Here is a 24,023-nt window from a genome sequence, read left to right on the forward strand (position 1 = left end):
GCAATGCGAGGACCCATCACAGGCTTCCGCGGCCACGTCGTAACGGCGGTGGTCGCAGTGCTGTTCGCCGCAGTCTTCAGCGGCACGCTGCTCAACATCTCCGGCCTGTTCTCCGTCGGCGGCGGCGACTACCGGGTCACGGCCCTGCTGCCGTCCTCCTCCGCGCTCGCTGCGCAGTCCCGCGTCACGATCGCCGGCGTCCCGGTCGGACGCGTCGTCAAGGTCACAAACCACAACGGCGCCGCTGCCGCCGAGCTGTCGATCGACAAAGACCACGGCCCCATCCCGGTCAACAGCCGGGTCGACGTACGGCTACGGACCCTGATCGGCGAGAAGTCGATCGAGATCATCCCCGGGTCCTCGCCGCGCATGGTCAGCGACCACGGCGTGCTGCCGCTCAGCCAGGGCAACGAGCTCGTCGAGGTCGACGACATTCTCTCGCAGCTCCGCGGCCCCACCCGCGTGCGTACGCAGCAGATGCTGCAGGGCCTCGGCGGGGCGCTCAAGAACCGCGGCGACGGCCTGCACCAGATCGTCAACGACAGCACCACCATGATCTCGCGCGGGGCACCGTCGGTGCGGGTCCTCGCCCAAGACCACCGCGCGGTCACCCGGCTCGTTGCGAACCTCGGTCAGGTCGCCGAGCAGATCGGCGAGCGCGGCGGATCCCTCAAGACCCTCGCGACGTCCGCCACGACGGCCTTCCGCGCCGTCGCCGCGCGCGACGAGGCTCTCGGCGCCACCGTCCGCGAGCTTCCCGCGACCCTGCAGCAGGTCAAGGCATCCGCCGCGGTCCTGCAGACCACGCAGACCCGGGCGTCGCCGGTGCTCGATCAGCTCACCGGCGCCGTGAAGGACCTCAGCCCGACCTTCGGCCTGCTCCAGCCGGCCGCAGCGGAGGGCCAGGGCCTGGTGCGCGAGCTCGGCCGCGCAACGCCTCCGCTCCGGCGTACGCTCAGCGCCGTCCAGCGCACCGCAGACCCGCTGGCTTCGACCGTCCCCAAGCTGCAGCAGACGCTGTGCCAGTTGAACCCGATGGTGCGGTACCTCGCCCCCTACGGCAAGGAGTTCGCCGCCGTGATCCAGGGCCTGGGATCAGCGGTCAACGCCTACGACGCCAACGGCCACCTCGCCCGCCTCTACATCGGCTTTGGTGACGCCTCGGTGATCGGGCTCCAGTCGCCGCAGGTCGCTCACGCCCTCAACCAGCTCTTCAGCGTCGGGATCCTCCAGAAGGTCCGGCTGCTTGGCTACAACCCCTACCCGGCTCCAGGCAACGCGAACGACCTGACGGTCGGACGTAAATCCAGCGGGCCGGCTGACGCTGAGAACCGGTACACACGCGTCGAGGCCGACTGCTAGTCAGAAGCGGGGCGCGCTCTACCCGCGATCACCGCTGGACGCCTGAATCCCAGCTGCCGAGAACTGCCCCGCCAATGCGATCAGCGGCTGATCGTCGCCGTCCCGAGCAGCCAGCACCCACGGCCGGAACAAGACGAGGCCCGCGACCATCGCCACGACGAGCATGTTCGCGTCACGCTCACGCTGCCCGTCAGTGCCGGCCGTCGGGCCGGCGAGATGCAGGTTCTCCCACGCCTCCCCGAGGCCAGCTCGCACCTCGTCGATCAGCTCCGTCCCCGGCTCCTCAAGCGCACCGAGCAGCGTGATCAAAGTGCGCCGGTTCTCCCCGAGGTTCAGATGAAGGTCGCGAATGAAATCGCTGACCACCACCGCCTCAGGACCTTCGTTGGTCGGCGTCGCTCGCCGGTCGCGAAACCGCTCGAAGGACGTAAGGAACGGCGCCACGAACGTCGTCGAGAAGAGCCGCTCCTTACTCTCGAACTGGCGGTACAGGACCGACAGCGCGATGCCCGCGGAGGCCGCGACGTCGCGCATCGTCGTCTGCGTATAGCCCCGCTCGGTGAACAGCTCCGTCGCTGCATCCACGATCAACGCCCTCACCTCTTCGGTGCTTCGTCGAGGCGCGCGCTCAGGCGAACGCTTGCGAGCCGGTCGAGGCGAAGAACTCATGGCGTGATTCTACGTTGACAGAAGTAACGACGTTCCTTAGTGTGAGGAACGTTGTACCTTAGTGTTGTCGGTCAATGAGGAGAGCAGCCGTGTCAGAGACGTATCGGGTCATCCAATGGGCTCCCGGGCTCGTGGGCAAACAGACGCTCAAGGGCATCATCAACCACCCAGACCTCGACCTCGCAGGGCTATGGGTGCACAGCCCCGAGAAGGCGGGAATCGACGCAGGGGACTTCTGCGGGGCTGACTCGACCGGTGTCATCAGCAGCGCCTCCGTGGAGGACGTCCTAGCCATCGACGCCGACTGCGTCGCCTACCTCGCCACCGACCTGCGACGCACGCCGGCTGAGCTCGTGGCCGACATCGGCAGGATCCTTCGCAGCGGGAAGAACGTCGTTGGTGTCCAGGCCTCCATGAACTTCCCGACGATCCACGGGGAGGATCTCGTCGCCGAGCTCGAGGACGCATGCCGCGAAGGCAACACCTCCTACTACCCGACCGGCATCAACGCCAATGGCAGCCAGACCGTCCTGGCCGCGATGGCAAGCATGTGCCAGCGCGTGGAGTCGACGTACCTGTGCGAGATGTACAACTTCGAGACCTATGAAGACCCGGAGGTCTTTGGCTACTTCGGCTACGGCCTCACCCCGGAGCAGGCCAGCAGTCACGACCTCCGCCCTTTGTTCGAGTACCTGTTCGGCCCGGCGCTGCACATGACAGCGCGGTGGTTCGGCGTCGAGCTCGACGAGGTGCGCTGGGACCAGGAGGTCGCCTACGCAGAGAGGGACGTCGTCGCGCCGCTGTTCCGCGTGGACGCCGGCACGGTCTCCGCCATTCGCTTCAACCTGGATGGCTACGTCGACGGCCAGTGCCGAGTCACACAGGGAGGCTGTTACTGGCTGGGCGACTACCCCAGGCACTGGGAGGCGCCTCCAGGCGAGGGCGGTTACCGCGTGGCAATCAAGGGTGAGCCTGAAATGCAGGTGCAGTGGGCGACGCGGACACGCAACGAATCGTTCCGCGGCCCGCTCGCCAAGGAGCGCAACGCAGAAGGTCTCGCGATCATGGGCGGCCTCATGGCGACGGCAGCTCGAGCGGTGAACTCGATCCCCGAGCTCTGCCGCGCCGCGCCCGGCATCGTCACGCTCTGCGACCAAGCCCCCTTGCTCCCCCCGGTGGACTGGCGGCGGGGCGGCGTCGGTGACACCGAAGGCGCGGTGTTTGCGGGAGCTCGGAACTAGGCTTCGGGGGGACAAGGTCTCCGGGCCACGGTCATCGCCGTGATGGACGCGCGCTCACACTAGAAGCGCAAAAGAGAACCCGGCGGCGACACGGGTGTTGGCCTGGTTGCCGCCGGCGGCCGAATACGATCTAACAGGGGTCGTCGCTGGTCGGAGGTTGACGAGCGGAGCCGCGGTCGGGCCGAGTCGTAGGCGCCCAAGGACTAGAAGCCGGGAAGGGTCGGCTGGCGGGGCTCAGGGTCAGTGAGGTCGTCAGCGGCGCGGCGTGCGAACTCGGCGAGGATGGCGGCGGGGTTGGGCTCGAGGCTTGGGGAGAGGCTACGCGCGAGCAAGGTGTGCAGTCGCGGACCCGGCAGGTAGTGCCGGCCGCGCGTCTGGCCTTGGGCGGCGAGCAGCCCCGCAGCGGTGGCCGACGTGAGGTCGTTTCTGGCGGTCGCTTGGCTGAGCGCAATGAGATCCCGGTAGTACGCGGTCGTGATGTCGCGGCCAAAGAAGCTGTCGTAGAGGGCGTTGGCTAAACGGTCTGGCAGCCCGTGGTCGGTGAGGACGTTCTCCAGCGTGGTGTAGAGCTCACCTTCGGTGCGCTGCCGGAGGGCGAGGATGCGGACTTGGCCCAGTTGCGCGCCGATATGAGTCTTGACGAACGTTGTCACGTCCGCCGCTGGTTCGAAGCGGTCGCCGAGACAGTCGAAGGCTTGGTAGTACGACTGCGCGTGGCGTCCCCACCACTCCTCAAGGCTTGTGAACGCCGGGTGTCGGAAGCCGCCGCGGTACATCCGTAGGGACGCGAGGACACGCGCAGAGCGGCCGTTTCCATCCTTGAACGGATGGACGGCGGCGAGTGCGACGTGAAGCCAGGCTGCTTGGAGTGCGGGGTGAAGGCGGCTCGCGGCCAGGACGTCGCAGATCTCGTCGACGAGCCCGGGGACAAGCTCGGCGGGCGGTGGCTCGAAGACGACTGTGCCGGTCGCGTCGTTGCGAATCCACGCCGCGCCGTCACGGAGACGCCCAGCTCCGCTGGCGAGGTTCCCAGCGAGCACTCGATCTTGCACCCCGACGATGAGCTCGCGGTTCCACTGAAGGTTGCCATCATCTGCGCGACGCTGAACGTAGGTCATCGCGTCGTGGTAACCGCTTACCAAGGCGGCGTCAGCGACGGAGACTGGTTCGGGCCGATCGCCCGCGAGGATCTTCAGGGTGTCGGCGACCGTAACCGGCACCCCTTCCATGCTTGTCGATGCGGCGACCGCCTCGGCTTCGAGTGCGCGACGAAGACGGCCCTGCCAGCGGCGGGAGAGGATGCGCTCGTCAAGCCGAGCAGCCCACGCATCGAGAGCCTCGCAGGCGGGCCCCAGATCGGAGTCGTCGAATGAGAGAAGCATTCGCTAATAGATTAGCGAATGATGTCATCCTTTCGAGAAGGGAAAGGTCCCTGTGATCAATTTCGACCCTTGACGTAAAGGCCGCAAACTGCGGCCGCCTCCGCAACCGTGTCCGTCGTGCCTCGTACGCTCGGGGCGTGCGCTTGTTAGTTGCCCGCTGTGAGGTCGAGTACACCGGCCGTCTGACGACCCATCTTCCCGAGGCCGTGCGCCTGATCATGATGCACGCCAACGGCGGCATCTCGATCTGGCATGACGGTGGCTCGTCGGTCAAGCCACAGAACTGGATGACGCCGCCCACGGCGATCGAGTTCGAGGGCGACCCGCTCGAGGCGATCGTCGTCCGCAAGTTCGCGGGCAAGACGGAGGACCGCTTGGACATCCGCATCAGCGAGATCGTCTCGGACGTCACCCACGACATGGGCGAGGCCGCGCTCCTGGAGAAGGACGGCGTCGAGAAGCACCTGCAGGAGCTGCTGGCCGCGCAGCCGCATTGGTGCGGGGACGGCTTCCGCCTGGTCCGCCGCGAGTGGCCGACCGACATCGGACCGGTCGACCTGATGTGCCGCGACGAGGCGGACGGCTGGATCGCGGTGGAGATCAAGCGGGTGGCGACGATCGACGCGGTCGAGCAGCTCACGCGGTACCTGGACTTCATCCGACGCGACCCGGCCATGGCCGAGTGCGTGGGCGTCCTCGCGGCGCAGCAGATCAAGCCGCAGGCGCGAACCCTCGCGGAGTCCCGCGGCCTGCGCTGCGTGGAGGTCGACCTCGCGGTCCTGCGCGGCGAGCGCGAGCCGGAGCTCACGCTCTTCGTGGCCTGACGGCGGCGGCGCTGCTGCTGGCCCCCGCGTTGTGTCAGCGGCGCACGCGCACGGCCATCACGGCGTACCGCAGCCCGCGGGTCTTTTTGCGGACGGCGTGGGCGACGTTGCCCTCGACCGTCCGGACGGAGCCGCCGCTCGGCCTGGAGGTCACGAGCGCGATGTGCGACGCGGTGCTCTGCCCGCGGTGCAGGGCGAAGAGCAGCAGGTCCCCAGGCCGCACGTCGCTCTTCGCGATCGTGAACAGGCCGCGCTGCCCGGCGGCGGCGTCCCGCTCGGTCCGGGTCGGATCGATCAGGCGGGGCGACAGGTCGACGCCGGCGCGGCGGAACGCCTCGTGGACGAACGCGCCGCACCAGGGCCGGCACGGCGGGACGTTCAGGCGCATGTTCCGCGACCAGGCGTTGAGCTTGGACGAGCAGTTCGTCGTCCCGTCCTCACGGGTGCCCACCTGCGAGAGGCCCCACGACACCGCCTTGTCGCTGACCCTGTCGGCTGACGCGGTGGGCGCGCCGGCGCCGGCCGCGACGGTGCAGCACGCGGTCACCGCGAGGGTGGTCAGGGTCCGCCTTGGGCCGGGCACGGGCCGCACTTTACGTGGCCGGTGGCCCGGCCCGCGACGGTCGCTGACAGGTTCTGCCCACCATCTGGTGCAGAACCTGTCAGCGGGCTGCCGTCGGTCAATCGGCGGCGGCCGGCGGCGGGACGACCGGGGCGAACAGCGCGGCCACCTCGGGGTCCATGTAGTAGTCGGTGCCGCCGTCCTCCCGGCCGTCGGTGAGGATCGGCAACTCGCGGTCGAGCTTGCGGCAGTACCGCCCGGGCCAGGCGAGGATGCCCGCCACGCCATGCGCGCCCTTGTCGAGCCCGAGGCGCGCGGCGATGTCGTTGCCCGAGAAGCGCTCGCCGGGGGCGCCGGCGAGCAGGTCGAACAGGGCTCGCGCCGGGGGCGCGAGCTTGCCGAGCAGCCAGGCCGCCTCTTCGGTGTCGGCGCCCGTCCACGGCTCGGCGTCCGGGTGCATGCCCCGTCCGCCGCGCCCGCGGCCGCGCGTGAAGCCGCCCGGTCCGTCTCCGCGTCCGCCGCCCGGCCTGAAGCCGGGTCCGCCGCCGCGCGCGCCGGGGCCGAAGCCCGGGCCGCGCAGCCCGGCGACGTCATCGCCGCGGTCCGCCGCCAGGAAGGCGGCGAACCAGGCGTAGAACTCCGGGACGCGGTCCTCGGGGACCGCGACCGTGATCTGCTTGTCCGCCATCAGGCGGGGTCCGGACTGCGGCCCGTATCGGGCGGCGTGATGTCGGCAGACTCGTGCGGGGCGGCGGCGCGTTCGTCGGTGTGGCTGGGGCGGCAGCCGCGGTGGTGCCCATCGGGGCCGTGGCCGGGGCCGCGACCGTGCCGCCCGCGTGGGCCGCCCGGTCCGCGACGGCCGCGGCGTCCGCCCGACCCGTCCGCGGCCAGGAAACGCGCGAAGAACGCGTAGAACTCCGGGAGGCGGTCGGCGGGGACGTCGACGGTGATCTGCTTGTCCTGCTGGGGGGTGGGGGTATCGGTTCCCATGTGCTTGTCCTTGGTCGTTTTCGGATGCAGACACAAGGTAACACAAGTAAATACATAAGTAAATACATGTACTCCGCGACGGCCAAGCGCGGGACTACCGGCGGTTACGAGTCCGGAGTCATCCGAGCTTCTTCGCCACCCAGGCCGCCAGTCGCTCGGCCGCGTTCTCGCGGAGCACGGGGCCGTGTCCGAAGCCGACGACCGCGGGCTCGAGGGCGGCGAGTCGACGGGCGGCCTCGCGATTGGCCTCGGGGTCGATCGTCTGGGCACGCGGCGGCGGGCGCAGGCCGGACTTCGTCGTCTTCATGTTCATGTTGAGCCAGACGTCCCCACACAGCAGGACGCGGTCGCTCTCCCGCCACAGCGAGATGTGGCCCGGAGTCCGGCCGGGCGTGTCCAGGACGACGAACCCCGGGCCGACCTTGTGCCCCTCGCGCAGCTTCTTCTCGACCTTGACGCCCTCGAAGTTGCCCATCGCGCGCATCGCCGGGGCGAGGGGTCCGGTGGCGACCACCTTGCCCGACTCGACCGTGTCGGCGTCGTTCCAGCCCGCCCAGACCGGAACGCCGAGCTCCTTCACGATCGCGTGCGAGCCGCCGGCGTGGTCACCGCGCGCGTGGGTGAGGACGTGGAGCCGGACCGAGTGCTGCTCGGCGCGGAGCTCCTGCACGATGCGCGGGCCGAACGGCGGCCCGCCGGCGTCCACCAGCACGTCCCCGATGACGTACGCGTTCACCCCGTGCCGGAGCATCATCGAGATCTGGAAGACGTCGTCGGCGATCTGCTCCATGGGGGCGTCAGGCTACCCGGCCGCCGGGCGCACGCCGGACGGGGAGGAACTGAATCTGATTCAGGAAAAGGGTCTAGGCTCCTCCACATGGAGCCCACCACCGACGCCCCCGCCATCCTCACCGAGCGACACGGCAGCGTCCTCGTCATCACCATCAACCGCCCCCAGGTCCGCAACGCGATCGACGGCGCCGCGGCGCACGGCATCGCCGCGGCGATCGACGAGCTCGACGGCGACGACTCGCTGAGCGCCGGTGTCCTCACCGGGGCCGGCGGCTTCTTCTGTGCCGGCATGGACCTCGGTGCGTTCGCCCGGGGCGACGCGCCGTGGATCGAGGGCCGCGGGTTCGCCGGCATCACGCAGCGTGCGTCGGTGAAGCCACTGATCGCCGCGATCGAGGGGTTCGCCGTCGCCGGCGGTCTGGAGATCGCCCTCAGCTGCGACCTGATCGTCGCCGCGGCGGGGGCGAAGCTCGGCATCCCGGAGACGAAGCGCTCGCTCGTCGCCGCCGGTGGCGGGCTGCTCCGCCTGCCGCGGCGGATGCCGTACCACCTGGTCATGGAGCTGGCCCTGACCGGTGACCCGATGCCGGCCGAGCGCTTCCACGCGTTCGGCGTCGTCAACCGCGTGGCCGACCCCGGCGAGGCGCTGACCGTCGCGCTCGAGCTGGCGGCGACGCTGGCGAAGAACGGTCCGCTCGCGCTCGTCGCGTCCAAGCGGATCGTGCAGGAGCAGCAGGACTGGTCGCTGGAGGAGATGTGGCTCAAGCAGGCCGAGATCGCCGGCCCGGTGCTGATGTCCGCCGACGCCCGCGAGGGAGCGGTGGCGTTCAAGGAGAAGCGGGAGCCCGTCTGGACGTCGAGCTGACATCACGGGCCCGTCGTCCGTCGCGTCAGCGACACGCGACGGGCCCGTCCCCGACACCGCGTTGTCCAAACCCCCGTCCAGGCCCCTTGTACGCGCGGTCCAGGTCCGATCGCCCAGAGGCTGAAATCTGCTCGGAGCAGGCGATCCGTCCGTACCTTCTGCTCATGGAGATGAGGGTCCCCCAGATTGTCGCGTTCGGCGGCGGCGGCTTCTCGATGGAGTCGTCCAACACGCTGATGGACGACCACGTGCTGCGCCTGACCGGCAAGCGGAGACCGAAGGTCTGCTTCATCCCGACCGCGTCCGGCGACGCCGACCACTACGTCGTCCGCTTCTACCGGCGGTTCGCCGCGGTGGCGGACACGTCGCACGTCTCGCTCTTCCGTCGCGACACCGGCAGCGGTGCCGTCGAGGGGGATCTCGAAGCGCACCTGCTCCAGCAGGACCTGATCTACGTCGGCGGGGGCAGCGTCCTGTCGCTCCTGGGCGCTTGGCGCGCGCATCGCCTTGACACGATCCTCGAGCGCGCGTGGCTCGGAGGGACCGTCCTCTGCGGACTGTCGGCGGGATCCCTGTGCTGGTTCCAGGACGCGGTGACGGCGTTCCACGGTCCGCCCGAGCGCCTGCACGGCCTTGGCCTGCTGCCCTACTCGAACTGCGTCCACTACGACGCCGAGCCCGAGCGCGCGATCGAGTTCAAGGAGTTCATCGCCGCCGGGATGAGCCCCGGGTTCGGGGTCGACGACGGCGCGGCGCTGCACTTCAAGGGCACTGAGCTGTTCGACGTCATCGCCTCCAAGCCGGCCGCCGGTGCGCGCCGGGTGGAGTGCGTCGACGGCACCGTCGTGGAGACGGCGCTGAGCACCCGCTATCTCGGGATGGCGGCTCCCGCCCTGGCCGCGTGAGCTTCAACGGCGCGCTGACATCTTGGTCCGCGCCGTACCCTGTCGGGATGCAGACACGCGTCCCCACGATCTTCGCCATGGGTGGGGGCGGCTTCACGATGGAGCCCGAGAACCCGGCGCTGGACGAGTTCATCCTGTCGCTCGCACCGGTTCAGGTCCCCAAGATCCTGCTGCTGCCCACCGCCTCCGGGGACGCCGGCAGCCAGGAGGCGCAGTTCCGCGCGACGTTCGGCGACCGGCCCTGCGAGCCGCGGGCGCTGTCGCTCTTCCGGCTCGGCGAGGGTGGGCCGATCGACCTGCGCCAGACGATCCTCGAGCAGGACATCGTGTACGTCGGCGGCGGCTCGATGCGCAACCTGCTCGCCATCTGGCGGGTCCACGAGATGGACGACATCCTGCGGGAGGCGTGGGCGGCGGGCGTCGTCCTGGCCGGCCTCAGTGCGGGGGCGATGTGCTGGTTCGCGGGCGGCGTGACGAAGTCGTCGGGCGAGCCCGAGGTGACGAAGGGCCTGGGTCTGCTGCCGGGGTCGCTCAGCGTCCACGCCGACGGCGACCCGAACCGGCTGCCGGTCTACGAGCGCGCCGTCGCCGAGCGTCGCCTGCCCGCCGGCTGGGCCGCGGACGACGGCGTCGGCCTGCTGTTCAAGGGCCGGGACCTGGTCCGCGTCGTGAGCTCCCGGCCGAAGACCCGCGCGGTCTGGACCGAGCAGACCCCGGCCGGCCTACGTCGCGACGTCCGGGAGCCGGAGTACCTGCCGAACCTCGGCCACGTCTCGAGCGAGGGGTCGCGGATCGTCTCGGCCGACGTGCTCGAGTTCCGGCGGGCCAGGCGCCACGGGGCGTCGTTGCGGGACTGAGTGGGTCAGCGCTCGCCGACGAGCACGAGCTGCTCGGCGAACAGCTCCGGCCGCAGGCGTAGGAGCGGCCGCTGCAGGTGCCGCAGCGAGGGGAACTGCGCCTGCAGCGGGAGCAGCGCCGGGGTGTAGCCCTCCTCGACCGCGTTCAGCCCGGCCGCGTGGAGCAGGCCGCGGACACCGGCCAGCGAGAAGAACCGCAGGTGGGCGCGGGCGAAGAGACCGTCGTCCTCCCGCGGGAACTGCCCGCGCAGGAACGCGCGGCGAGCGGTCCAGTGGGCGACGTTCGGCAGCGAGATCGCGACCCGGCCACCGTCGGCGAGCTGCGCGACGAGCGCCTGCAGCGTGGCCTCCGGGCGCGGGACGTGCGCGAGGACGTCGCCGCAGACGATGGCGTCGTAGGGCCCGTGCTCGGCGATGCGGGAGAGGACGTCCTCGTCGTCGACGGACCCGATCAGCACGTCCGCGATGACGTCCCGCGCGCGGGCCCGCAGCGCCGCGCGCTCGTCCTGCTCGACGCCGACAACCTGGCAGCCGGTCGCGGCGAGTACGGCGCCCAGGTAGCCGGTCGAGCAGCCGACGTCCAGCACGCGCGAACCGGGCGGGACGGCGTCGACGAGCATTCGGTGAGCCGCCGACAGGCCGTGGGCGGCGACGAGAGCGTCGTACGGCGCGGCGGTGCTCATGCGTCGTCCCCGTTGACGGTCAGGGTCAGAGTCCGGGGGCCGCCGTGGTCGCGGTGCTCGCAGAGGTAGATGCCCTGCCACGTCCCGAGCACCGGCCGCCCGTCCCTGAGCGGGAGGGTGAGCGTCGCGCCCATCAGCGACGACTTCACGTGGGCGGGCATGTCGTCCGGGCCCTCGAGGGTGTGGGTCCAGGCGAAGCCCTCCGGGACGGCGGCGTTGACCCACGTCTCCATGTCGACGCGGACGTCGGGCGAGGCGTTCTCGTTGAGCGTGAGCGACGCCGAGGTGTGCTGGAGCAGCAGGTGCAGCAGCCCGACCCGGACGTGCCCCAGCTCGGGCACGGCGTCAAGGACCTCGCCGGTCACGAGATGGAAGCCGCGTGGCCGCGGCCGGAGGGAGATGTCGCGCTGAAGCCACACGAGTTGCCGTCCAGACTAGTGGCCCTCCCGGAAACGTTCGCCGGGTTCAGTCGGCGCCGCGCGGCGCTGCGCCGCACCCGCCCCGACCCGGCAAACGCTCCCGTGCAGGCCACTAGTCAGGTGCCTCGGGGAGGCGGGCGGCGCGCAGGTCGACCCGTCCGGCCGGGGTGAACGGGACGCCCTCGGCCTCCAGTCGCTCGCGCTGCCGCGAGCCGACCGCCAGGGTTCCGTCCGCGCGGACGACGCGCCACCACGGCAGGTCGTCGGCGGCGTGGTGACGCAGGACGGTGCCGGCCAGCCGCGGCGCGCCGGGGGTGATGTCGCCGTAGGTGCGGACCCAGCCCTCGGGGATCGCGCGGACGCGGTCCAGGATGTGGTCATGGTCGTGAGCGGGCTCAGTCACGTTCAGGCGCCACTTTGACACCACTGCCGGTGCCGAAACCCGGTGGGCATCGGACCGGGTGATGAAAAACGGGTCTCGGCGCACCGGTGGGGGGTGCGGGCGCGGCTAGCCTCGGTCCATGACCTACTCGATCGTCGCCCACGACCCCGAGACCGGCGCGATGGGCGTTGCGGTGCAGTCGCACTGGTTCAACGTCGGAGGGGTCGTGACCTGGGCGCGGGCGGGGGTCGGGGCGGTGGCGACGCAGTCGGTCGTCGAGCCCGCGTACGGCCTGCGGCTGCTGGACCGGCTGGCGGCCGGGACCGCGCCCCGCGATGCGCTCGCGCAGCTCCTGGCGGACGACCCGACGCCCGAATACCGGCAGGTCGCCGTCGTCGGCGTGGACGGGGACGTTGCTGTCCACACCGGTGAGCGCTGCATCGCGTACGCGGGCCACGCGGACGGCCGCGGCTACAGCGCCCAGGCGAACATCATGGCCTCCGAGGCCGTCTGGCCGGCCATGGCCCGCGCCTACGAGCAGGCGAGCGGGCCGCTGCAGCGCCGGCTGGCGGTGGCCCTGCACGCCGCCGAGGCCGCCGGGGGCGACGTGCGCGGACGGCAGTCGGCGGCGCTGGTCGTCGTCCCGGCCACGGGGGAGGCCCACGAGCGGCTCGTGGACGTCCGGGTCGACGACCATCCCGAGCCGCTGGCGGAGCTCGACCGGCTGCTGGACCTCACGGACGCCTACGGCCTGGCGACCGAGGGGGACGACCTGACGGCCGAAGGGCGCCTGGAGGAGGCCGGCGACCGCTACGAGCGGGCGAGCGCGCTGGCGCCGGGCAACCACGAGCTGCTGTTCTGGTCGGGGATGGGCGCGGCGAACAGCGGCGACATGCCGACGGCGCTCGCGCGCGTGCGTGAGGCGATCGCGGTCCAGCCGGGTTGGCGGGACCTGCTGGGCCGGCTGGGCGAGGACGTGGCGCCGTCCGCGGCGGCGGTCCTGGCGGCGCTGGACGGCTGACTCACCCGACCGGCAGGTCCCGTCCGAGCGCCGAGATGCGATGAACGTCGACCTGGGTGTCGAAGAACGCATCGCAGCCGTCTGGGGCGGCGTCGTGCTGCGGGGGGACGCTAGGTGCGGGCCACGTCGAAGGAGATCGCCGCCAGGACTGCGTCGCCCTCCTCGGCGTGCTTGACCACCGTGGTCGCCGCGAAGATCCCGTCCCCGTCGTTGAACGTGTCGCGGCCGGTCCGCGCGGCGTACGGCTCGCGGGCGAAGACGTCGCTGCTCAGCGCTTCGTCGAAGTACAGCTGGGTCGTCAGCAGGGACGTCTTCGCCAGGTGGACCTTGGCGTGGATGTGCACCGTCCGCCCGCGGTACCAGCCCGGGTAGACCGTCACGAAGTTCACGACCCCGTCCGCGCCGGTGACCTGGGCGCCGCGCATGTACGTCTCGTCATCGGTTCGGCCGCCGCCCGGTCCGCCCCCGGACGCCTGCTCGAAGCCCGAGTACACCCCGCCGGCGTCGCAGTGCCAGATCTCCACCACCGCGTCGCGCAGCGGCCTGCAGTCCGGGTCGCGGACGCGGATCGCCAGCTGCAGCTCCACGCCCGGCCGGCCCTCGCGCACGTCGCTGCGGATGCGGTCGGCGTCGAAGTAGTACGGGCCCTCGGTCTGCTCAGGGGTGAGGACGCAGGCGGACGAGGAGTCCAGCAGTGCCGCGGCCTTCCCGGAGGAGGCGCCGGACGGCTCGACCGTGGCGGTTCCGCCAGTCGTGGTGGGGACGTCGGCGACGGCGCCCGTCGTCCCGCTGCCGGTGACTGCCCCGGTCCTCTCGTCGCCGCACGCGGCCAGCAGCGCCGCGAGGCTCACGCTGCTGACACCCGCCAGCGCCTGGCGCCGGCTCACCCGCATTCCACTCATGAGGGCGACGCTAGCGGGCGAACCTGGGCGATCCCTGGGAGGGAGGAGCTACGGCGCGAGGCCACCGCTCTTCATCGCCTGGGCGACCATCCCCAGCGCGCCCGGTGCCAGCTCGTCCGCGAGGGCGATCGCATCGAACTGCTGCGCCGCCGGCGGCACCGTGATCTTCGTGGCCTTGCCGTAGTCCGAGAGGTTGATCGTGATCTTCTGCGACACGCCCTGGAACTTCTGGGTGACGACCTGGCGGCGGACGAGGCCGTCCTTGCCGACCCACACGTCGACCGGGCTCTTGGTCGGCGCGCCGGACTTCTTCAGGGCGGCGCCGAGCTGCTTGAAGGTCTTCTCCATCGCCGGCGGGACCGCGCCCTTCGGGATGTTCGCCACGTCGAGCGTGCCGCGGTAGTGCGTCGTGTCGACCCCGGCGATCTTCTCCGCGCCGATCTTGTCCAGGGCGCCGGTGAGCGCGCGCATGTAGGCGATGGTCTGCTCGGAGCCGCTGCTGCCGGCGAAGATGCTGCTGAGGTCGATGCCGAAGGTCTTGCCGAGCTTCAGCACGTCGAGGCGCGCCCAGTCCGCCACGTCCTTGTTGGCGTACTGCTTCAGCGCCTTCTTCATCGCGTCCGACTTGAGCAGGATGCTCGTCTTGTCGGTGATCATGGTCGCCTTCAGCGCGTTCGCGCCGCCGAGCTGCTGGAGCGTGTCGCTCGCGCCGGGAACGGCGCCGAGCAGCTTTGCGACGCTGCCGAAGTCCAGCGTCATGCGGCCCTTGCCGCCCGAGTAGTCGCCCTCGGACACGACGCTGAACGCCTGGCCCATGACCGTCTGGTCCATGGTCATCGCCATGTGGAAGGACTGCTGCTTCGCGGTCTTGGAGGCCGCCTGCTCCAGGACGTCGAGGTTCGTCGTCCCCCCGTCGTCGCTCGAGCCGCAGCCGATGGCGCCGCCCGCCATAAGCACGCCTGCTGCCGCTACACCTGCGAACCGCCGTCCACGAATCATGCGACCGAGAGTAGCTGGCCGCAGAACGGGGTGTGGCAGCACCAGGCGTCGTAAAACGACACCTGACGCTGCCACGTCAGCGTGCTACCGCTCGCCCGGCGTCTTGGTCGGGTAGAGCGTGACCGGGATCGACAGATCGAGCGCCGTCGAGATGATCCGGTTCTGCTCGGTGTTGTGCGCGGCCGGGTAGCCCTCGCCCGGGCTGGCACGCTCCGGGCGGCCGATGTAGCCGAACGCCAGGTGCTCCGGGAGGATCTGCATCAGGCGCGGGGCCATGTGCGCACGGGCGCCCATGTTCCGCGGCTCCTCCTGGACCCACACGACCTCCTTGAGGTTCGGGTAGGTCCCGATGAGCTCCTTGATCTGCCCCTCGGGGAAGGGGTAGAGCAGCTCGACGCGGCCGACGGCGACGGCTTCGTTGCCCTCGCGATCGGGGTGCCCGACGAGGTCGTAGTAGACCTTGCCGGTGCACAGCACGAGGCGGGTCACCTTCTCGATCGGGACGCGCGGCTCGCCCAGGACCGGGAAGAACTGCGTCTCGGACAGGTGCTCGACGCGGTTCGTCGCCTGGGGCAGGCGCAGCAGCGACTTCGGCTGCATCACGATCAGCGGACGCTGCTTGGCGATGCGCGCCTGCCGCCGGATGAGGTGGAAGTACTGCGCCGGCGTCGTGACGTTGGCCACGCGGATGTTGCCCTCGCTCGCGAGCTGGAGGAAGCGCTCCAGGCGGGCCGAGGAGTGCTCGGGACCGGAACCCTCGTAGCCGTGCGGCAGCAGCAGCGTCAGCCGCGAGGACTGGCCCCACTTCGCCAGGCCGGACACGATGAACTGGTCGATGATGACCTGCGCGCCGTTGGCGAAGTCGCCGAACTGCGCCTCCCAGATGACGAGCGTCTCCGGCGCCTCCTGCGAGTAGCCGTACTCGAAGCCGAGGCAGGCGGTCTCGCTGAGCGGCGAGTTGTGCAGCTCGATCGGGGCCAGCGCGCCCGGGAGGTTCTGGATCGGACTGATCCGCTGCCCGTTCTTCGCGTCGTGCAGCACCATGTGGCGGTGGCTGAACGTGCCGCGCTGGACGTCCTGGCCGGTCAGGCGGATCGGGATGCCCTCGGTCAGCAGCGACGCGTAGGCCAGCGCCTCGGCGTGACCCCAGTCGATGCCGCCGTCCGGGCCGATCGCCTTGCGGCGACGCTCCAGCTGCTTGACGAGCTTCGGGTGGACGGTGAAGCCCTCCGGCACCGTCAGCAGCTCGTCGTTGAGCGAGTGCAGGCGCTCGGCGGAGACGGCCGTCTTGACGTCCGGCGACGGCGAGCGGTCCAGCGTGTACTCGCCGGTCTGCTGCGTCGGCGAGCCGGAGTCGGCCGCGGCCTTGATCTGGGCCTTGAGGTCGCCGTGCAGGCGGGTCATCTCGTCCCAGATCGCGCTCTTCGCGCCCTCGACCTCGTCCTTCGAGATCACGCCGCCGCTCGTGAGCTGCTCGGCGAACAGGTCCGCCACGCGCGTCTTCTTCTTGATGATCGCGGTCTGCTCGGGCTGCGTGTAGGCGGGCTCGTCGGCCTCGTTGTGCCCGAACCGGCGGTAGCCGATCAGGTCGATGACCACGTCGTGCCCGAACTCCTGGCGGAACGCGAACGCCAGCCGCACCGCGCTGATGCACGCGGCGACGTCGTCGGCGTTGACGTGGATGATCGGGACGTCGAAGCCCTTGGCGGGGTCAGAGGCCCAGCGGGTGGACCGGGAGTCCTCCGGGTCGGTCGTGAACCCGACCTGGTTGTTCGTGATGATGTGCAGCGTGCCGCCGACCTGGTAGCCGTCGAGCGCCTGCAGGTTCATCGACTCGGCGACGACGCCCTGGCCCGGGAAGGCCGCGTCGCCGTGGAGGACGATCGGGACCGCCGCGGCGGTGTCCCGGTGGGCGTGCGGGCCCTGGCGCGTCGTCTGGGCGGCGCGCGAGGCGCCGACGACGACCGGGTGCACGAACTCCAGGTGCGAGGGGTTGGACTCGAGGTTCACCAGGATCGACGAGCCGTCGGGCAGCTGGTAGGACCCCTGGGCGCCGTGGTGGTACTTCACGTCGCCGGTGCCGCCCTGCGGGATCGTGGTGATCGCCTCCAGGGTGGACGCGCCCTCGAACTCGGCGAAGATCGACTCGTACGGGCGACCCAGGTTGTGGGCCAACACGTTCAGCCGGCCACGGTGCGCCATGCCGAGGACGACCTCGCGGGCGCCGTGCGCGGCGGACAGCTGGATCATCTCGTCGATCATCGGGACCGTCATGTCGAGGCCCTCGACCGAGAACTGCTTCTGCCCGAGGTACGCCTTGTGCATGAAGCGCTCGAAGGCGTCGACCTCGATCAGGCGCTTCAGCAGCGCCTGCTGCTCCTCGGTCGTCAGCGGCGTGCGGAACGCGCCGGACTCGACCTTCTCGCGCAGCCAGACGCGCTGGCGGTGCGAGGCGATGTGCTCGATCTCGTACGCGATCGTGCCGCAGTACGTCTCCTTCAGGTGCGGCAGCGCGTCGGCGAGCGTGGCGCCGGGGACGTGCATCCGCAGGATCTTGGCCGGGATCTTCGCGAGCAGCTCGGGGGTGAGGCCGAGGGGCTCGGGGTCCAGGGCCGGATCGCCCTCGGGCTCGGAGCCGAGCGGGTCCAGGCGCGCGGCCAGGTGGCCGTGGGTCCGGTGGGCCTTGACGAGCGAGACCGCGGCCTGGACGGCCTGCAGCAGCTCCTCGTCGACGACGCCGGGCGCGGACGCCTGCGGCGAGGCGGCAGCGCTGTCGCGGGCGGCGGCGGCAGCGGCAGCCGGTGCGGGGGGGGTGGGAGCCGCGCCCAGCGGCGCCTCCAGCGAGTGGAAGATCCCCTCGTAGAAGCCGTGCTCGCCCTGGAGGTACTCCTCGACCGTCTTCAGGAACTGGCCGGACTCGGCGCCCTGGATGATGCGGTGGTCATACGTCGAGGTCATGGTCATGACCTTCTCGGCGCCGATCATGTCGCCGATGTTCCCGAGGCCGACCGGGTAGGCGATCGAGCCGGTGGCGATGATCGTCCCCTGGCCCGTCATCAGGCGCGGGACCGAGGCGATCGTGCCGATGCCGCCGGGGTTCGTCAGGGAGACGTTCGCGCCCTGCAGGTCGTCGGCGGTGAGGCTGTTCGTGCGCGCCTTGTCGATCAGCGCGTCGAACGCGGCCTTGAAGCCCTCGAAGGAGAGGCGGCCCGCGTCCCGGATGACCGGGACCATCAGCGTGCGCTCGCCCTTCTTGTTCGTGACGTCGACCGCGATGCCGAGGTTCACGGCGCCGTCGTCGAGACGGTGCGGCTTGCCGTCGATGGTGTCGAAGTGGTGCGCCATCACCGGCATGTCCTGCGTGGCGGCGAGGGAGATCGCGTAGGCGATCAGGTGCGTGAAGGAGACCTTCAGCCCCGCGGCCTTCAGCTCCTTGCGGCGGCCGTCCATCACGGTGACGGTGATGGTGCGGAACGAGGTCGCCGTCGGGATGGCGCGCGACTCGTCCATGTAGCGCGCGAGCATCGCCGCGGCGCCCTTGATCGGCTTCGCGCCGGCGGGGGCGGGGGCGGCCTTCCCGTTGGTGGCCGCCTTGGCGCCGCTGGCGCCGTTCGAGCCACCGGAGAGGACGTCCTCCTTCATGATCCGGCCCTGGGGACCGGTGCCCGTGACGCCGGCGAGGTCGATGCCCTTCGAAGCGGCGACACGCGCAGCGACTGGCGACGCCTTCACGCCGTCCGGTGTTGCAGCAGCCTCACCGGTGGTGGAAGCCGTGGTGCTCGCGCCGTTGTCCGAATCGGCGTCCTTGCTCCCGGCGGCGTTGACGGCGTCGCCCCCGGTGGACCCGCCGGCGCCCGCGCCGACCTGCAGCCGCGCGATGACCTGGCCGACGGTGACCGTCTCGCCCTCCTCGGCGAGCAGCTCGACGACCGTGCCCGCGGACGGGGACGGCAGCTCGACGTCGACCTTGTCGGTCGAGATCTCGACGATGGTCTGGTCGGCCTCGACGGTGTCGCCGACCTTCACGTGCCACTCGAGGATGTCGCCCTCAGTGACGGACTCGCCGGCGCCGGGGGTGACGATGTCGAGGATCTCGCCCGTGCCGTCGCCGCCGCCGGCGCCGTTGCCCGACGCGTCGGAGCCTGAGGCCTCGGGCGTTGAGCCCGTGCTCTCCGAGCTGCTCTCCTGGCGCTCGTCCTGGTCGGCCTCGGTGTCCTCGGGCGCGTGCTCGCCGTCGCTCTCGGGGTCGATGTTGCCGGTGGCGGGCGGCGAGGTGTCGTCGCCGTCGCCGTCCCCGTCGCTGGGGGCGGCCGCGTCCGGCTGGGCCGGAGCGTCGCCGTCGCCCGGCTGGATCTCCGCGAGGAGCTGGCCGACGTTGATCGTCTCACCCTCCTCCGCGTGGAGCTTGATGACCGTCCCGGTGGCCGGAGAGGGAACCTCGACGTCGACCTTGTCCGTCGAGATCTCGACGATCGTGTCGCCCTCGTTGACGTGGCCTCCCTCCTCCACGTGCCATTCGAGGATTTCGCCCTCGGTGACCGACTCGCCCGCCCCGGGCGCGACCACCTGAATCGTCGTGTTAATCGCCATAAGTGTCTAGCTGTCGACTCTAGCGCGGAGCACTGTCCGCCGCGTGACGATGCAGTGAGGCTTTCATCCCCCGCCCGAGGGGGTCAGGACGCCCTGGCCGCGACGCGCTCCTGGCGGACGAATTCGGCCGAGCCGATGAACGGGCCGACGGCGCCGATCACCGCCACGGCCGTCGCCAGCCGGATGTTCACGACCCGGGCTTTCAGCCCGGCGATCATCAGCGCGCACATCGCGAACCACCCGAGGCCGTGGGCGAGGCCGAAGACGAACTCGACCGGGGCCAGCCCGGGGATCGCCCACGCGACGAGCAGGACGAGGTAGACCGCGGAGTGGGTGAACGACGCCCACTTGAGGCGGTTCCAGGTGAGCACCGTCAAGGCCCGCCTATCCGGGGGCCGGGCCGGACGCGTCCAGCAGGCGCGCCATGTAGCGCAGCGGGTCGTCGGCCTCGGCGGGCCAGGCGTCGATGTCGGCCGGCCACCAGGCGAACTCGTCGTGCTCGGCGTCCGGGACGACGTCGTCCTCGACGCCCGCCGCCAGCCAGGCCTGGCCGACGAACATGATCATCTGCTTGGGCAGCCGGACGAGCGCCTCGCCCTGGACACGCTCGGGGGCGACGGACCACTCCTCGCGCAGCTCGCGGGTGAGGGTGTCAGCCGGCGACTCGCCGAGGTCGACGGCCCCGCCGGCGCCGAGCGCCCAGCGTCCGGCCCAGGTGCTCAGCCAGGCGGCACGGCGGCCGGCCAGCCAGCGGCCCTGCGCATCCCGGATCACGCACAGCGACGCCATCGACGAGCAGGTGTCGTCCTCCAGCAGGCGCAGCGCCCAGCGGATCGGCTGCAGCTGCAGGCTGAGCCGGCCCGCGTCGGACAGCGACCAGTCCACCAGCCGCGCGGCGTGGCCGTCGTGGCTCGGCGAGCCCCGTTCGGCGAGGGCGGCGATCGCGGCGTCGGCGGCGTCCGTCGCGGCGGACGAGGGTTCGTAGTGGTCCGCGTCCCAGGTGGCGACGATCTGGTCGATCGCCCACGGGCCGCGCGCCAGGATGCCGGGCGGCAGGCTCATCGGTCCGATCCATCTTATGGACCCGTGTCGTCGGGTGGGTCAGGCAAGCTCCCCGCCATGGAGTCCCCCGCCTTCACGTTCGCCGCGCACGCCGCCCGCCAGGAGCTCGCCTACCAGGTGGACGCCGCCGGCCTGCCGCTGTGGCCGCCGCAGGTCCGCGGCGCGGGCTGGCGCGTGAGCGACGGGCTCGGGACGGTCTACGCGACCACGACGCTCCGGCGCGCCGGCGAGGAGCCGCTGGACCTGTCCCTGGTCGACCTCGACGACGGCGTGCGGCTGATGTCCCGGATCGTCGGTGTCGCGCCGGAGGACGTCAGCATCGGCATGCGCGTGCGGCTCACCTGGGACGGCGAGGTCCCGCTCTTCACCCCCGAGCAGGACGGATGACCGCACCGGGCGGGGTCGCGATCGCCGGCGCCGCCGAGTCCGACCTGGGGCAGGTCGCCCCCGGCCTGACGCCGACCGACCTGATGGCGCAGGCCTCGCTGCGCGCGCTCGAGGACTGCGGGCTGACCACCGCCGACGTCGACGGCCTCTACGCCGCGTCCACGCAGCTGCCGTGGGCGGCGCTGAACCTCGGCGAGGCCCTCGGGATCAGCCCGCGCACGGGCGACTCGACGATGGTCGGCGGCGGGTCGCCGATCGTCCACCTGGCCCACGCGCGGGCGGCCATCGCCCGCGGCGACTGCGACGTCGCGCTCATCGCCTACGGGTCCACGCAGCGGTCGGTCGGCCGCGCGAGCGCGTCGGTGCAGGAGGTCTCCCCGTGGGAGGCGCCGTACCGCCCGCTGCTGCCGATCAGCGCGTACGCCCTCGCGGCCTCGCGGCACATGCACGAGTTCGGGACCACGCCGGAGCAGCTGGCGGCCGTCGCGGTCGCCGCGCGCGAGTGGGCGCAGGACCGGCCGAACGCGTGGACGGCGGGCAAGGGGCCGCTCACGGTCGACGAGGTCCTGGCCGCGCCCCGCGTCTGCGACCCGCTCGGCGTGAAGGACTGCTGCCTGCTGACGGACGGCGGCGGCGCCCTCGTGGTCACCAGCGCGGAGCGGGCCCGCACGCTGCGCCGGCCGCCGGTCCACCTGCTCGGGGCGGGGGACGCGACGACGCACCGCCACCTGTCGTCGATGCCGTCGCTGACGCGCACGGCCGCCGACCAGTCGGGCGCCCGCGCCTTTTCGCAGGCGCGCCTGACCCCGGCCGACGTGACCTGCGTCCAGCTCTACGACGCCTTCACCATCACCCCGATCCTGTTCCTGGAGGACCTCGGGTTCTGCGCGAAGGGCGACGGTGGGCCCTTCGTGGCGTCCGGCGCGATCGCCCCGGGTGGCGCGCTGCCGATGAACACGAACGGCGGCGGGCTCAGCTACCAGCACCCGGGGATGTACGGCCTGCTCCTGCTGGTGGAAGCGGTGCGCCAGATCAGGGAGGGTGGGCACGACGTGGTCCTCGCACATGGAAACGGCGGCGTCTTCAGCGCCCAGGCGACAGCGCTGCTCGGCTCGGACGCGGCCGCGTCATGACCGGGCGCGAGCGCAACTGGTGGGGCTGGGGGTTCGCGGACGCCCGCATCGACCCGCACGGGATCGGCGCGCACGCGGGCGCCGTCCTCGGGCTCGACGGCCTGGGCGCGGTCGAGGACCCCGTGCCGCTGGAGGCGATCGCGCTGCCGGCCCCGCGGCTCGACGTGTCCGCGCTCCCGGGCGGCAGCACGGACAAGCTCGACCGGATCCACCACTCGCTCGGCAAGTCCTACCCCGACACCATCCGGGCCTTCCGCGGCGCGATCGACCACGTCGTCGACGCCGTCGCCCACCCGGCCGACGAGGCCGGCGTGGAGGCGGTCCTCGAGTGGGCGGCGGGGGCGAACGCCGCGGTCATCCCCTACGGCGGCGGAACGAGCGTCGTCGGCGGCGTCGAGCCGCGAGGGCTGGGCGGGGACGGGTCGTCCTTCGACGGCGTCGTCTCGCTCGACCTCACGCGCCTGGACCGGATCCTCGAGCTCGACGAGCACTCGCGCGCGGCCCGCATCCAGGCCGGCGCCAGCGGCCCGGTGCTGGAGTCGCAGCTCCGCGAGCACGGCCTGACGCTGCGCTTCTTCCCGCAGTCCTTCGAGCTCTCGACGCTCGGGGGCTGGCTCGCCACGCGCGCCGGCGGGCACTTCGCGACGGGCCGCACCCACATCGACGACCTCACCGAGTCGATCCGCGCGGTCACGCCGTCGGGCGCCTGGGAGTCCCGGCGCCTGCCGGGCAGCGGCGCCGGCGTCTCGCCGGACCGCATGCTGCTCGGCAGCGAGGGGACCCTGGGCGTCATCACCGAGGCCTGGATGCGCGTGCAGCCCCGGCCCGAGCACCGGGCCTCCCGCGCGGTCCGCTTCGGGACCTTCGCCGCCGGGTGCGATGCCGCCCGCGCGATCGTCCAGGCCGGGCTGACCCCCGCCAACCTACGCCTGTTGGACGAGCTCGAGGCGCTGCAGACCGGCGCCGGGGACGGGAGCGGCGCGGTGCTCGTGGTCGGGGTCGAGTCGCCCGGGGTCGACGTCGAGGACGACCTGCGCCGCTGCCTCGCGATCTGCCGGGAGCACGGCGGGGCGTACGACGACCCGGCGGCGAAGAAGGCGGCGGACGGGGCGGCGGGGACCGTCGACACGTGGCGCGACGCGTTCCTCGCGATGCCGTACCTCCGCGACGCCCTGCTGCGCTGCGGCGTCCTGACCGACACGTTCGAGACCGCGATCACGTGGGACCGCTTCCCGGCCTTCCACGCCCACGTCACGGGCGCCGTCCGCGAGGCGCTCGGCGAGCCGTGCCGCGTCTCCTGCCGCTTCACCCACGTGTACCCCGACGGGCCGGCGCCGTACTACACGGTCATCGCGCCGGCACGGCGCGGCGAGGAGCTTGCGCAGTGGCAGCGGATGAAGCAGGCGGCGGGCGACGCGATCAGCAGCGGCGGCGGGACGATCACGCACCACCACGCGGTCGGGCGCGATCACCGGCCCTGGTACGACGTCCAGCGCCCCGACGTCTTCGCCGCGGCGCTGACCGGCGCGAAGCAGGCCGTCGATCCGCGGGGCCTGCTCAACCCCGGTGTCCTGATCGGCTGACCCGCCTCGGTAACCTGGCTGGACGATGTCCGCAGAGGCCAAGAACTTCGAGGCGATCACCCGCGCGAAGGACCAGCACAACAAGTCGTGCCCGTTCCCGCCGCACACCGTCCGCATGCACCCGTTCGAGATCGAGCGGATGCAGTGGGAGGAGGGGGACACCATCGCCGGCTTGCTGCTCGAGTCCGACCCGAAGCTCGGGACGGGGGCGTTCCGCCTGATCTGCGACGGCATGGAGCCGCCGGAGCTCGAGCACGAGCAGACGGACACGATCACCGCTCCGGCCGAGCCGCTGAAGGTGCCGGTCGGCCCGGCGCGCGAGGACGAGCGCACGTTCGACGAGCCCTGGAACCCGCGCAGCTGACGCGGCCGGGTCGGTCGCCGCGCGATCGGCGGCGCACGGTCGAGTAGTG

25 protein-coding genes are annotated in these 24,023 nt (G+C 71.5%); 11 read left to right on the forward strand and 14 right to left on the reverse strand.

Going from position 1 to position 24,023, the window contains the following annotated elements; translation table 11 throughout:
• The first annotated feature begins 3 nt into the window (after positions 1-3).
• On the forward strand, positions 4-1,362 hold the full coding sequence (locus DSM112329_RS02465) for an MlaD family protein (protein ID WP_354700224.1): 1,359 nt from the start codon (positions 4-6) through the stop codon (positions 1,360-1,362).
• 18 nt (positions 1,363-1,380) lie between these two features.
• On the opposite strand, the gene DSM112329_RS02470 is transcribed toward DSM112329_RS02465, so the two are convergent.
• On the reverse strand, positions 1,381-1,947 hold the full coding sequence (locus tag DSM112329_RS02470) for a helix-turn-helix domain-containing protein (protein ID WP_354702538.1): 567 nt from the start codon (positions 1,945-1,947) through the stop codon (positions 1,381-1,383).
• Positions 1,948-2,162: 215 nt separating this feature from the next.
• Between DSM112329_RS02470 and DSM112329_RS02475 the strand changes: the two genes are divergently transcribed.
• Positions 2,163-3,272 (forward strand): hypothetical protein, encoded by a 1,110-nt coding sequence (locus tag DSM112329_RS02475; protein ID WP_354700225.1) that lies wholly within the window; start codon positions 2,163-2,165, stop codon positions 3,270-3,272.
• A gap of 203 nt (positions 3,273-3,475) precedes the next feature.
• Here DSM112329_RS02475 and DSM112329_RS02480 read toward each other — a convergent pair whose 3' ends face one another.
• A complete protein-coding gene (locus DSM112329_RS02480) occupies positions 3,476-4,654 on the reverse strand; it encodes a Fic family protein (protein ID WP_354700226.1) in 1,179 nt (392 codons plus the stop codon).
• 137 nt (positions 4,655-4,791) lie between these two features.
• Between DSM112329_RS02480 and nucS the strand changes: the two genes are divergently transcribed.
• Positions 4,792-5,478: an endonuclease NucS gene (gene nucS, locus DSM112329_RS02485; RefSeq protein WP_354700227.1), complete on the forward strand. Its 687-nt coding sequence runs from the start codon at positions 4,792-4,794 to the stop codon at positions 5,476-5,478.
• 34 nt (positions 5,479-5,512) lie between these two features.
• On the opposite strand, the gene DSM112329_RS02490 is transcribed toward nucS, so the two are convergent.
• The 4 genes from DSM112329_RS02490 to DSM112329_RS02505 all read right to left on the reverse strand — a co-directional run bounded on the left by DSM112329_RS02490 (position 5,513) and on the right by DSM112329_RS02505 (position 7,820).
• Entirely contained in the window at positions 5,513-6,061 is a 549-nt protein-coding gene (locus DSM112329_RS02490) for a hypothetical protein (protein WP_354700228.1), read from the reverse strand.
• 97 nt (positions 6,062-6,158) lie between these two features.
• Positions 6,159-6,728, reverse strand: coding sequence for a DUF6416 domain-containing protein (locus DSM112329_RS02495; RefSeq protein WP_354700229.1), 570 nt, complete (start codon positions 6,726-6,728; stop codon positions 6,159-6,161).
• Complete coding sequence (locus tag DSM112329_RS02500; protein WP_354700230.1) at positions 6,728-7,030, reverse strand: hypothetical protein; 303 nt, start codon at positions 7,028-7,030, stop codon at positions 6,728-6,730. The genes DSM112329_RS02495 and DSM112329_RS02500 overlap by 1 nt, the downstream gene beginning before the upstream one ends.
• Positions 7,031-7,148: 118 nt before the next feature.
• Positions 7,149-7,820 carry an MBL fold metallo-hydrolase gene (locus tag DSM112329_RS02505; protein WP_354700231.1) on the reverse strand — a complete coding sequence of 224 codons (672 nt, stop codon included), beginning with the start codon at positions 7,818-7,820 and terminating at the stop codon, positions 7,149-7,151.
• An 87-nt stretch (positions 7,821-7,907) separates the two neighbouring features.
• Between DSM112329_RS02505 and DSM112329_RS02510 the strand changes: the two genes are divergently transcribed.
• The 3 genes from DSM112329_RS02510 (at position 7,908) to DSM112329_RS02520 (ending at position 10,449) form a co-directional block, all read left to right on the forward strand.
• A complete protein-coding gene (locus DSM112329_RS02510; RefSeq protein WP_354700232.1) occupies positions 7,908-8,687 on the forward strand; it encodes a crotonase/enoyl-CoA hydratase family protein in 780 nt (259 codons plus the stop codon).
• A 164-nt stretch (positions 8,688-8,851) separates the two neighbouring features.
• Positions 8,852-9,592 (forward strand): peptidase E, encoded by a 741-nt coding sequence (locus DSM112329_RS02515; protein ID WP_354700233.1) that lies wholly within the window; start codon positions 8,852-8,854, stop codon positions 9,590-9,592.
• Positions 9,593-9,639: 47 nt separating this feature from the next.
• On the forward strand, positions 9,640-10,449 hold the full coding sequence (locus DSM112329_RS02520; protein ID WP_354700234.1) for a peptidase E: 810 nt from the start codon (positions 9,640-9,642) through the stop codon (positions 10,447-10,449).
• Positions 10,450-10,454: 5 nt separating this feature from the next.
• On the opposite strand, the gene DSM112329_RS02525 is transcribed toward DSM112329_RS02520, so the two are convergent.
• The 3 genes from DSM112329_RS02525 to DSM112329_RS02535 form a co-directional block, all read right to left on the reverse strand.
• On the reverse strand, positions 10,455-11,132 hold the full coding sequence (locus DSM112329_RS02525; protein WP_354700235.1) for a class I SAM-dependent methyltransferase: 678 nt from the start codon (positions 11,130-11,132) through the stop codon (positions 10,455-10,457).
• The gene (locus DSM112329_RS02530) at positions 11,129-11,551 is read right to left on the reverse strand and encodes a secondary thiamine-phosphate synthase enzyme YjbQ (protein WP_354700236.1); all 423 of its coding nucleotides are present in this window, start codon (positions 11,549-11,551) and stop codon (positions 11,129-11,131) included. Before DSM112329_RS02530 ends, DSM112329_RS02525 begins: the two co-directional genes overlap by 4 nt.
• Positions 11,552-11,663: 112 nt before the next feature.
• Positions 11,664-11,954, reverse strand: a complete 291-nt coding sequence (locus DSM112329_RS02535) for an MGMT family protein (RefSeq protein WP_354700237.1) — start codon at positions 11,952-11,954, stop codon at positions 11,664-11,666.
• 118 nt (positions 11,955-12,072) lie between these two features.
• Here DSM112329_RS02535 and DSM112329_RS02540 point away from each other — a divergent pair, with 118 nt between their 5' ends.
• A complete protein-coding gene (locus DSM112329_RS02540) occupies positions 12,073-12,954 on the forward strand; it encodes a DUF1028 domain-containing protein (RefSeq protein WP_354700238.1) in 882 nt (293 codons plus the stop codon).
• Between the two features lie 110 nt (positions 12,955-13,064).
• Here the strand turns inward: DSM112329_RS02540 and DSM112329_RS02545 are convergent, their stop codons facing one another.
• The 5 genes from DSM112329_RS02545 to DSM112329_RS02565 all read right to left on the reverse strand — a co-directional run bounded on the left by DSM112329_RS02545 (position 13,065) and on the right by DSM112329_RS02565 (position 20,507).
• Positions 13,065-13,856: an intradiol ring-cleavage dioxygenase gene (locus DSM112329_RS02545; protein ID WP_354700239.1), complete on the reverse strand. Its 792-nt coding sequence runs from the start codon at positions 13,854-13,856 to the stop codon at positions 13,065-13,067.
• A 48-nt stretch (positions 13,857-13,904) separates the two neighbouring features.
• On the reverse strand, positions 13,905-14,807 hold the full coding sequence (locus tag DSM112329_RS02550; protein WP_354700240.1) for a hypothetical protein: 903 nt from the start codon (positions 14,805-14,807) through the stop codon (positions 13,905-13,907).
• A gap of 132 nt (positions 14,808-14,939) precedes the next feature.
• Complete coding sequence (locus DSM112329_RS02555; protein WP_354700241.1) at positions 14,940-19,445, reverse strand: multifunctional oxoglutarate decarboxylase/oxoglutarate dehydrogenase thiamine pyrophosphate-binding subunit/dihydrolipoyllysine-residue succinyltransferase subunit; 4,506 nt, start codon at positions 19,443-19,445, stop codon at positions 14,940-14,942.
• 83 nt (positions 19,446-19,528) lie between these two features.
• Positions 19,529-19,822 carry a hypothetical protein gene (locus tag DSM112329_RS02560; protein WP_354700242.1) on the reverse strand — a complete coding sequence of 98 codons (294 nt, stop codon included), beginning with the start codon at positions 19,820-19,822 and terminating at the stop codon, positions 19,529-19,531.
• 7 nt (positions 19,823-19,829) lie between these two features.
• Positions 19,830-20,507, reverse strand: a complete 678-nt coding sequence (locus DSM112329_RS02565) for an NUDIX domain-containing protein (protein ID WP_354700243.1) — start codon at positions 20,505-20,507, stop codon at positions 19,830-19,832.
• Between the two features lie 57 nt (positions 20,508-20,564).
• On the opposite strand from DSM112329_RS02565, the gene DSM112329_RS02570 reads away from it, so the two are divergent.
• Genes DSM112329_RS02570 through DSM112329_RS02585 form a run of 4 tightly spaced genes read left to right on the forward strand, consistent with a single transcriptional unit; the run spans position 20,565 to position 23,974 of the window.
• Entirely contained in the window at positions 20,565-20,894 is a 330-nt protein-coding gene (locus DSM112329_RS02570; RefSeq protein WP_354700244.1) for an OB-fold domain-containing protein, read from the forward strand.
• On the forward strand, positions 20,891-22,027 hold the full coding sequence (locus tag DSM112329_RS02575; RefSeq protein ID WP_354700245.1) for an acetyl-CoA acetyltransferase: 1,137 nt from the start codon (positions 20,891-20,893) through the stop codon (positions 22,025-22,027). Before DSM112329_RS02570 ends, DSM112329_RS02575 begins: the two co-directional genes overlap by 4 nt.
• The gene (locus DSM112329_RS02580; protein WP_354700246.1) at positions 22,024-23,610 is read left to right on the forward strand and encodes an FAD-binding oxidoreductase; all 1,587 of its coding nucleotides are present in this window, start codon (positions 22,024-22,026) and stop codon (positions 23,608-23,610) included. Before DSM112329_RS02575 ends, DSM112329_RS02580 begins: the two co-directional genes overlap by 4 nt.
• A 25-nt stretch (positions 23,611-23,635) precedes the next feature.
• A complete protein-coding gene (locus DSM112329_RS02585; protein ID WP_354700247.1) occupies positions 23,636-23,974 on the forward strand; it encodes a hypothetical protein in 339 nt (112 codons plus the stop codon).
• Positions 23,975-24,023: the final 49 nt, after the last annotated feature.

The sequence above is a fragment of the Paraconexibacter sp. AEG42_29 genome, from assembly GCF_040581415.1.
In the GTDB taxonomy this organism is placed as follows: domain Bacteria; phylum Actinomycetota; class Thermoleophilia; order Solirubrobacterales; family Solirubrobacteraceae; genus Paraconexibacter.